Consider the following 2,375-nt stretch of genomic DNA (forward strand, 5'->3'; position numbering starts at 1 on the left):
GACCGGCGCGGCAAAGGCCGAAACAGTGAATGCGCAACCAAGGCTAAGCGCCGCAATAAAAGACCGCATGTGAGCTTCCCCCAATGAAGATGATTGCCGTCTCTTACGCTCGGACGGTTATGGTTTTGTTACATCGCCATAACAGGCGTGTCACATAAAAAGTGTGTTGAAACTGGCTATTGCGCTGCGAAAGGCGCGCGTTTGGTGCGTATCGCCCCGTCATCCCAGCGGAAGCGCCGGTTTAAAAGCGCCGAATCGCCCTGTGAAAAAATTATGGCGGCGCGGCTTGACGCGTAAGGGGGGACGGGCCAAGTGTACGATCACCTTTGATCCGGGCCCCTCTGACGGTTGGTCGCAACCGTGATGTCGGATTCTACCCTTATGCTCTGGTGCCGACGGGCATCACCGCAGTCGGATGATTCCTATGGATATGCCACTTTGGGCTTGGCTTGGCTTCAACGCGCTTGTTCTCGTTCTTCTCGCGCTCGATCTCGGCGTTCTGAACAAAAAAGAACGCACGATTTCGGTGCCCGAAGCGTTGCGGCTCAGCGGCTTCTATATCGCCATCGCGCTTCTGTTTAACGTCGGGATTTATTTCTCCCTTGGCGAAGCCAAAGCCCTTGAGTTTTTGACCGGCTACCTCATCGAAAAAAGCCTGTCGCTCGATAATGTGTTCGTTATCGCCCTCATCTTCGGCAGCCTCGCCGTGCCGCCCCAGTATCAGCACCGCGTACTGTTTTGGGGTATCCTCGGCGCCCTGGTGATGCGCGCGATCATGATCTTCGCGGGCACCGCGCTGATTATGGAGCTGCATTGGCTGATCTATGTGTTCGGCGGCTTCCTCATTATCACCGGGATCAAAATGGTGATCTCGGCCGATAAAGAGCCCGATCCCGCCAACCACCCGATCATCCGCTTCTGCCGCAAGCACTTCCGCGTCACCGAGACCTATGAAGGCAAATCCTTCTTCGTCCGCCGTAAGGGGCTGCTGTACCTCACGCCGCTGTTCCTGGCGCTGATTCTGGTGGAAGTGACCGATCTGATCTTCGCGGTCGATTCGATCCCGGCGATCTTCGCCATCACTACCGACCCCTTCATCGTCTACACCAGTAACGTTTTTTGCCATCCTCGGCCTGCGCGCCCTCTATTTCGCGCTGGCGGGTATCATCCACCGCTTCGAGTACCTCAAATACGGTCTCGCCCTGGTGCTGGTCCTCGTGGGCACAAAAATGGTGCTGGTCGATGTGTGGAAAATGCCGACGCCGCTGGCCTTGGGCCTAACCGTCAGCCTCATCGGCGGCTCGATCCTGCTGTCGCTGTGGAAGACGCGGACGAAGGCGGCGTAACTGGTTGCTATCGCTGGGGGCACTGCCCCCAGCACCCCCGCCCAAGGCTTCGGCCCTTGGGGAACCGGAAACCCTCGGCGCACGCGTGTCGAGGGTTTTTCGCTAGATATGGAAATGCGGGTCGGATAAATTCTCAGATGTGATAATTTCTGCTATATGAGAGTTTGGAATGAAGACCAGCGAATTGAAGCGCTACCTTCGTTCGCTGGGAATTATCGTCACGCCGATGGGGGCGACGGGGCATTTGTCCCTGCTGAACCCTGGGAACGGCAGGCGCTCGGTGATGCCGTCCCACGGTTCCCGCAAGGAGCTTGCGACGGGGACGGTTCACAAGATTCTGAAAGATCTGGGTCTGAAGTAAGCGCGTTCCTGCCGAAGAGAGTAAACCATGCACGCACGCTACACTGTTCAGATCGAGCCTCAACCCTATGGCCAGCCGGGCTTTTTGGTGACGTGCCGTGATCTTCCATTTCTCACGACGGAGGGGGATACTCTGGAGGAAGCGACGCGCATGGCAAAGGGGGCCTTGCTAGCCACCATCGAAATTCTGATTTCCGCTGACGAGCCCGTTCCGCTGCCCTCAGTGACGTCGGGAACCATGATTGATCTGGGAACTTTGGTTGCCGCCAAAATCACGCTGAACAATCTGCGCGTCGCGGCGGGCCTCAATCGCGCCCAACTCAGCGAGCGTTTAGGCGGCTCGCCCGCGCAAGCCTATCGCACGCTTTCGGTGCTGCATAACAGCCGTATGGATCAAATCGATCGCGCTTTGGCTGTATTGGGCTACCGGGGGGAGTTTTCGGTCTATCAGGCGGCGGCGGAATAGAGTTCCGCGAATAAATCGGTGGAGGATTCACCAGTTGAACTATTAAATTGATCGAGATTTTTTATACAATATCCATTCCAGAGGTTTTATCCGAGGCGCAACGCAACGGCCTAAGAACTCTGTGGAAACACACTTGGATGGCAACATATCTTAAAGTTTTAAGCGATAAAGAATTAGAAAATTTAATTTCGACGTTGGATGAT

General features: G+C 55.8%; 3 protein-coding genes and 1 pseudogene. All 4 read left to right on the forward strand.

From position 1 onward, the window contains the following. Positions 1-430 precede the first annotated feature (430 nt). Positions 431-1,060: pseudogene (locus tag VZ95_RS14290) on the forward strand (TerC/Alx family metal homeostasis membrane protein); the annotation flags it as partial. Positions 1,061-1,205: 145 nt separating this feature from the next. Continuing rightward, entirely contained in the window at positions 1,206-1,346 is a 141-nt protein-coding gene (locus tag VZ95_RS28910) for a hypothetical protein (protein WP_332308101.1), read from the forward strand. A 169-nt stretch (positions 1,347-1,515) separates the two neighbouring features. Next, positions 1,516-1,707 (forward strand): type II toxin-antitoxin system HicA family toxin, encoded by a 192-nt coding sequence (locus VZ95_RS14295; RefSeq protein WP_045776454.1) that lies wholly within the window; start codon positions 1,516-1,518, stop codon positions 1,705-1,707. 27 nt (positions 1,708-1,734) lie between these two features. Continuing rightward, positions 1,735-2,172: a type II toxin-antitoxin system HicB family antitoxin gene (locus tag VZ95_RS14300; RefSeq protein WP_156995314.1), complete on the forward strand. Its 438-nt coding sequence runs from the start codon at positions 1,735-1,737 to the stop codon at positions 2,170-2,172. The last annotated feature ends 203 nt before the right edge of the window (positions 2,173-2,375 follow it).

This window comes from Elstera litoralis, assembly GCF_000963705.1.
Classification (GTDB): Bacteria; Pseudomonadota; Alphaproteobacteria; order Elsterales; family Elsteraceae; genus Elstera; species Elstera litoralis.

What these genes read in the sequence shown, in the direction of transcription:
- VZ95_RS14295 (WP_045776454.1), top strand. Translation starts at nt 1,516, where the DNA reads ATGAAGACCAGCGAATTGAAGCGCTACCTTCGTTCGCTGGGAATTATC.
- VZ95_RS14300 (WP_156995314.1), top strand. Translation starts at nt 1,735, where the DNA reads ATGCACGCACGCTACACTGTTCAGATCGAGCCTCAACCCTATGGCCAG.